Consider the following 6,665-nt stretch of genomic DNA (forward strand, 5'->3'; position numbering starts at 1 on the left):
CCCCGCGGCGCTCCCGGGGCCGGCAGCCGACGGAGGAGCCATGTCTGCTCACTCGTGCACGGGAGGTTTGTGAACCTTCCCAAGCCGCCCAGGCTGGGATCGAATGCGGCTGGCGGGGCTCATCGCCCGCCCGCCTGTCCTTCTCGGGACGGTGTCGACCGTGGCTCTCGAGCCAGACAGAAAGGCACTGCCACCGCATGTCCATCTCTCTCCCGGCGCTCCACCCGTCGCGCCGGAATCGCCGCGCTGTCCGCGCTGACCCTCACCGGGGTCTCGCTCGCCGCCACCGCCACCGCCACCGCCGCCCCGGCGCCGACCGACGCGCCCGCACCGCTCGTCCAGGCCGAGGGCGAGGCCCTCCCCGGGCAGTACCTCGTCTTCCTGGGAGCCGGCGCCTCCGAGTCCCAGGTCAACGGGTCCGCCCGCGCGGCCGAGGCCCGAGGTGGCGAGGTCGAGGACCGCTTCACCAACCTCAAGGCCTACGCCGCCGAGCTGTCGGCCTCGGAGCTGGAGTCCGTGCGTCAGGACCCCCGGGTCTCCTTCGTCGCGGAGGACCAGGTCGTCACCACGATGGCGACCCAGTCCGGCGCCACCTGGGGCCTGGACCGCATCGACCAGCGCAACCGGCCGCTGAGCGGCACCTTCACCTACACCGCCACGGGCGCCGGCGTGCGGGCCTACATCATCGACACCGGCATCAACGCCTCCCACAGCGACTTCGGGGGCCGCGTCGCTCCCGGCGTCACCGCGATCAACGACGGCCGCGGCAGCAGCGACTGCAACGGGCACGGCACCCACGTGGCCGGCACCGTGGGCGGGGCCCGCTACGGCGTGGCGAAGTCCGCGACCCTGGTGCCCGTGCGCGTCCTCGGCTGCGACGGCTCGGGCACCAACAGCGGCGTCATCGCCGGCATGGACTGGGTCGCCGGCCAGGGCGGCGGCTCGGTGGCCAACATGAGCCTCGGCGGCGGCGCCAGCACCGCGACCGACTCCGCCATCGCCCGGATGACCGCGGCCGGCGTCACCACCGTGGTCGCGGCCGGCAACGAGAACCAGAACGCCTGCAACGTCTCGCCCGCCCGCGCGCCGTCGGCGATCACCGTGGCGGCGACGACGAGCAGCGACGCACGCGCGTCCTTCTCCAACTACGGCTCCTGCGTCGACATCTTCGCGCCGGGCCAGAGCATCACCTCGGACTGGATCGGCTCGACGTCGGCGACCAACACCATCTCCGGCACGTCGATGGCCTCGCCGCACGTGGCCGGTGTCGCTGCGCAGTACCTCCAGCGCAACCCCGGCTCCAGCCCCTCGACGGTGACCAGCGCGATCCTGGGCAACAGCACCGCCAACGTGGTCTCGGGCGTCAACGGCTCGCCCAACCGGCTGCTTTTCACCAACTACTGAGCAGCGCCCCCTCCACACCCGGGACCGGGTCGGCAGCCGCCGGCCCGGTCCCACTGCGGTGGTCGAGGTCCCCGACCCCCACCACGGTGGTCGAGGTGCCCGAGCCCCTGGGCGAGGGCCTCGAGACCCGGTGAGCGCCCCGACTACCCTGGGCCCGTGACCCTGACCTCCGAGCGACCCGTCGAGGACGACCAGGTCACCCGGATGTTCGCCAGCCGCTCCGTGGCCGAGCACCTGGTGCGCGGTGTCATCGGCGCGGTGCTCCTGGTCGCGGCCTTCGCCCTGGTCGGGACGACGCCCTGGTCGCTGCTGCTCGCCGTGCCGGCCGTCGTGGCGTGGCGCGGCTGCCCGACCTGCTGGGCCCTCGGCCTGGCCGCCACCGTCTCCCGAGGCCGCGTCGGCTGCACCGACGACCGCTGCGCCTGAGCCCGGAGCGATGAGTCCCGGACCGCCGGCTGGTCCCTCCGCTCAGACCCCAGGATCGTCGAAGGAGCCGGACCCGTGCTGACCGAGATCGCGGACGGCGTGCTCGTCCACCGCAGCGAGCTGCTCCGCAACAACACCGTGGTCGTCACCGGGGACGAGGGAGTCCTGCTCGTCGACGCCGGCATCACCGGCGCCGAGATGACCTGTCTGGCCGACGACCTGCGTCGGCTGGGGCGGCCCGTGGCGGCGGGCTTCGCCACGCACCCGGACTGGGACCACGTGCTCTGGCACCCCGCCCTCGGCGAGGCCCCTCGCTACGGCACGGCGCGGTGCGCGGAGGTCGTGCGCGAGGTTCGCTCCCACCCGGACTGGCGGGCACGCGAGGCGGCGGGGCTGCCCGAGGAGATCGCCGAGGAGACGCCGTTGGACCTCTACGGCCTGCTCGACCCGCTCCCTGGCGGGACGACCCACCTGCCCTGGGACGGTCCCCCGGTGCGGGTGGTCGAGCACCCGGCACACTCCCCCGGGCACGCCGCGCTGGTGGTCGAGGAGAGCGGGGTGCTGGTGGCCGGCGACATGCTCTCCGACGTCTTCGTCCCGATGCTCGACGTCTTCGCCGACGGCAACGACCCGGTGGCGGAGTACCTCCAGGGTCTGGCGGTCCTCGAGACGGCGGCGCAGGACGTCGACGTCGCGGTGCCCGGCCACGGCTCCGTCGCGCGGGACGCCGAGGTACACGCCCGGATCCAGCGCGACCGGGCCTACCTCCACGCACTGCTCGACGGCTCCGACCCCGACGACCCCCGCCTCACCTCCCCCGAGCCGGGCTGGGAGTGGGTCGCCGCGATCCACGAGGGCCAGGCGCGCAGCGTCGCCGCCCGCCGCGACTAGCTCTCGGTCGAGCCACTACCCGTCGGTCGAGCCACTACCCGTCGGTCGAGCCACTACCCGTCGAACGTGCCCTACCCGTCGAACGTGCCCTACCCGTCGAACGTGCCCTACCCGTCGAACGTGCCCTACCCGTCGAACGTGCCCTACCCGTCGGTCGAGCCGCTAACTGTCGGTCGAGCCTGTCGAGACCTCGTACTCCCCCTTGATCACGAAGTAGCTGCCCCGGATGGTGCCGGCCAGCTTGGAGCGCTGCCGGGCGAACCTGAAGCGGTCGGCGAGCTCGGCCGGCACCTCCATGCCCTCAGCCAGCTTGAAGCCCACGGCCCGCTTGCCGCCGTCCTCCAGGGTCCACAGCACGTTGACGGCGAGGCCGGACTCGTGGAAGACCTCGGTCCAGCGGATGCCGCCCGCCTCGAAGGAGGCGGCCTCCAACGGCGGCGAGGCGATCTCGAGGTCGCGCTCCTCGGCGAGGATGCGGGCGACGTACGCGACGACCTCGGGCGCCTCGTCGGCAGGCCGCGTGACGAGGGCGTGGTCGTACTTGGTCCTGAAGTACCGCGCCTCGTGGGCACGGAGGCCGGCCAGGGCCTCGGCGTGCGGCGAGGACTCGAGGCCGGCGGTCGAGACGTCCTGGAAATCGACGGTGTGGGACATGGTGCGCTCCTCGGCTGTGCAGGGATCTCCTCTCCCTGACGACACCCGGGCCACGAGTGTGACGGCGGCCGGCCGCCTACTTCTTCGACTTCTCCGCGGGCTGCGTGGTCGAGAGGGCGGCGACGAAGGCCTCCTGGGGGACCTCGACGCGGCCGACCATCTTCATCCGCTTCTTGCCCTCCTTCTGCTTCTCCAGCAGCTTGCGCTTGCGGCTGATGTCGCCGCCGTAGCACTTGGCGAGCACGTCCTTGCGGATGGCGCGGATGGTCTCGCGGGCGATCACGCGGGCGCCGATGGCGGCCTGGATGGGCACCTCGAACTGCTGCCGGGGGATCAGCTCGCGCAGCTTGCCGGCGAGCATCACGCCGTAGGAGTACGCCGAGTCGCGGTGCACGATGGCGCTGAAGGCGTCGACGGGCTCGCCCTGCAGCAGGATGTCGACCTTGACGAGGTCGGCGGCCTGGTCGTCGATGGGCTCGTAGTCGAGCGAGGCGTAGCCCTTGGTCCTCGACTTCAGCTGGTCGAAGAAGTCGAAGACGATCTCGGCGAGCGGCAGCACGTAGCGCATCTCGACGCGGTCCTCGGAGAGGTAGTCCATGCCCTGGAGCTGGCCGCGCTTGCTCTGGCAGAGCTCCATGATCACGCCGATGAAGTCGCTGGGCGCCAGGATGGTGGCCTTGACGACGGGTTCGCGGACCTCGGCGATCTTGCCGGTGGGGTACTCGCTGGGGTTGGTCACCCGGTGGAGGGTGCCGTCCTCCATCGTCACCTCGTAGACGACGCTCGGAGCGGTCGAGATCAGCTCGAGGCCGAACTCGCGCTCGAGCCGGTCGCGCGTGATCTCCATGTGGAGCAGGCCGAGGAAGCCGCAGCGGAAGCCGAAGCCCAGCGCGCCCGACGTCTCCGGCTCGTAGGCCAGCGAGGCGTCGTTGAGCTGGAGCTTGTCGAGCGCGTCGCGCAGCGTCGGGTAGTCGTCGCCGTCGATCGGGAAGAGGCCGGCGAAGACCATCGGCACCGGGTGCTTGTAGCCCCCGAGCGCCTCGGTGGCCCCCTTGTGCTGGGAGGTGACGGTGTCGCCGACCCGGCTCTGGCGCACGTCCTTCACGCCGGTGATCAGGTAGCCGACCTCGCCGACCCCGAGGTGGTCGGCCTTGACCGGCTCGGGGCTGATCACGCCGACCTCGAGCATCTCGTGCACGGCACCGGTCGACATCATCTGGATCCGGTCGCGGTGCGAGAGCTTGCCGTCGACGACCCGGACGTAGGTGACCACGCCGCGGTAGATGTCGTAGACCGAGTCGAAGATCAGGGCGCGCGGCGGGGCGTCGGGGTCTCCCACCGGGGCGGGCGTCTGCGTCACGATCTCGTTGAGCAGGGCCTCGACGCCGAAACCGGTCTTGGCGCTGACCTGCAGCACGTCGTCGACGTCGCAGCCGATGATGCCGGCGAGCTCGGCGGCGTACTTCTCCGGCTGCGCGCTCGGGAGGTCGATCTTGTTGAGCACCGGGATGACGTGGAGGTCGGCGCCGAGCGCGAGGTAGAGGTTGGCCAGGGTCTGCGCCTCGATGCCCTGCGCGGCGTCGACCAGCAGCACGGCAGCCTCGCAGGCCTCCAGCGACCGGGAGACCTCGTAGGTGAAGTCGACGTGGCCGGGGGTGTCGATCATGTTGAGGACGTACTGGCCCGGCTCGGCCCCCTCGGCGTTGCCGTCGGGCACGGTCCAGGGCATCCGCACGGCCTGGCTCTTGATCGTGATGCCGCGCTCGCGCTCGATGTCCATCCGGTCGAGGTACTGCGCCCGCGCCGCGCGCTCGTCGACGACGCCGGTCAGCTGCAGCATCCGGTCGGCCAGCGTCGACTTGCCGTGGTCGATGTGGGCGATGATGCAGAAGTTGCGGATGATCGACGGGTCGGTCGACCCAGGGGCCGGGGCGGCACTCACGGGGGGTGTCACGGAAGTCTCTGGGGTCTCTCTGGTCGGTGCGTCAACGGGAGCGACCATCCTCCCACGCCGGTGGTGCACCTCCGTGCACCGCAGCCTCACGCAGCCCTCGACCCGTTTCGCGCCGAGTGCCCGGCTCGTTACGGTCGGTGCGACTCGGGACCAGGAGGAGCCATGTCACGCACCCCCACGCTCCTCCGGGCCTGACCGCTTCGGCGGTCGTCGGCGCGGTGGACTTGCTGCCCACCGCGCCGGCGGCCGCCGTGACCATGCCGAGCGACGAGACGACCCTCGGGGGCCCGCCCGGGCCCTGACGTGCGTCAGCTGCGGTTGCTGAGGTCGTAGTCGAGGAACAGGCTCCCCTCGGGCGAGGTGGCGCTGCGCACCAGCGCCCAGCGGGTGAGGCCCTGCCCGTCGAGGAGTCGGCGGCCGGTGCCCGCCACCGTCGGCGCGACGGCGAGGCTGAGCCGGTCGACGAGCCCGGCGGACAGCAGCGACTGCGCCAGGGTGATGCTGCCGTGGACACCGATGTCGCCGCCCTCGGTGCCCTTGAGACGGCGTACGTGCTGCTCGACCGGTCCCTCGACGCGGACCGTGCCCTCCCAGGTGCGACTCGGCGAGCCCACCACGTGCTTCGGAACGCCGTTGATGAAGTCGGCGAAGGGCTGCATGTCGGAGTCGGGCCAGGTGTCGGCCCACTCGTCGTACATCACCCTGCCGAGGAGGACGTCGGTCTGCGGGGCGATCACACGAGCGAGGTTGGCGAACATCTCCTCGCCCCCGTCGAGCCAGTAGTCCGACGGCTCCTCGGCGACGCCGTCCAGCGAGAGCAGCTGGTAGAGCACGACGCGGCGGCCGGTGTCACGGGTCATGGCGGGGCAGACCTGGTGCGGATCGACGACTCATCGGTCCGGTGGCTCGCTCGCTCGCTCCTCAGGGAACCGGGCTGGGGTGGTCGAGGTGCCCGAGCCCTGGGCGAGGGCCTCGAGACCCCGTGAGGGCGGGCTACCGCGGTGGGGACGGCCGACGTACGGGTGCCGGGGGTCTCGAGGCTCCTCGCTAGAGCTCGTCGCACCTCGACCAGCCCGCCAGTGGGCGAGGGCCTCGAGACCCCGTGACCCGGGCTACTGCGGTAGCGACGGTCGGCGTACGGGAGCCGGGGGGAGGGCCTCGAGACCCCATGAGGCGGGTTACCCCGGTGGGGACGGTCGGCGTACGGGTGCCGGGGGTCTCGAGGCTCCTCGCTGGCGCTCGTCGCACCTCGACCAGCCCGCCAGTGGGCGAGGGCCTCGAGACCCCGTGACCCGGGCTACTGCGGTAGCGACGGTCGGCGTACGGGAGCCGGGGG

The 6,665-nt window shown here is 72.0% G+C and carries 6 protein-coding genes; 3 read left to right on the forward strand and 3 right to left on the reverse strand.

Annotated features, from left to right (window positions below; translation table 11 throughout):
• Positions 1 to 69 precede the first annotated feature (69 nt).
• From IG63_RS0112185 to IG63_RS0112195, 3 genes are all read left to right on the forward strand, one after another.
• Complete coding sequence (locus tag IG63_RS0112185) at positions 70 to 1,404, forward strand: S8 family peptidase (RefSeq protein ID WP_211249303.1); 1,335 nt, start codon at positions 70 to 72, stop codon at positions 1,402 to 1,404.
• 156 nt (positions 1,405 to 1,560) lie between these two features.
• Positions 1,561 to 1,830: a hypothetical protein gene (locus IG63_RS0112190; protein ID WP_211249304.1), complete on the forward strand. Its 270-nt coding sequence runs from the start codon at positions 1,561 to 1,563 to the stop codon at positions 1,828 to 1,830.
• Between the two features lie 75 nt (positions 1,831 to 1,905).
• On the forward strand, positions 1,906 to 2,721 hold the full coding sequence (locus tag IG63_RS0112195; protein ID WP_030484642.1) for an MBL fold metallo-hydrolase: 816 nt from the start codon (positions 1,906 to 1,908) through the stop codon (positions 2,719 to 2,721).
• Between the two features lie 162 nt (positions 2,722 to 2,883).
• Here the strand turns inward: IG63_RS0112195 and IG63_RS0112200 are convergent, their stop codons facing one another.
• From IG63_RS0112200 to IG63_RS0112215, 3 genes are all read right to left on the reverse strand, one after another.
• The gene (locus IG63_RS0112200) at positions 2,884 to 3,375 is read right to left on the reverse strand and encodes a hypothetical protein (protein ID WP_030484643.1); all 492 of its coding nucleotides are present in this window, start codon (positions 3,373 to 3,375) and stop codon (positions 2,884 to 2,886) included.
• 76 nt (positions 3,376 to 3,451) lie between these two features.
• The gene (gene lepA, locus IG63_RS0112205; protein WP_030484644.1) at positions 3,452 to 5,317 is read right to left on the reverse strand and encodes a translation elongation factor 4; all 1,866 of its coding nucleotides are present in this window, start codon (positions 5,315 to 5,317) and stop codon (positions 3,452 to 3,454) included.
• A gap of 320 nt (positions 5,318 to 5,637) precedes the next feature.
• Positions 5,638 to 6,189, reverse strand: coding sequence for a dihydrofolate reductase family protein (locus IG63_RS0112215; RefSeq protein WP_030484645.1), 552 nt, complete (start codon positions 6,187 to 6,189; stop codon positions 5,638 to 5,640).
• Between the last annotated feature and the right edge of the window lie 476 nt (positions 6,190 to 6,665).

Origin of the sequence: Nocardioides aequoreus (assembly GCF_000720335.1) — a bacterium.
Taxonomy (GTDB): Bacteria; Actinomycetota; Actinomycetes; order Propionibacteriales; family Nocardioidaceae; genus Marmoricola; species Marmoricola aequoreus.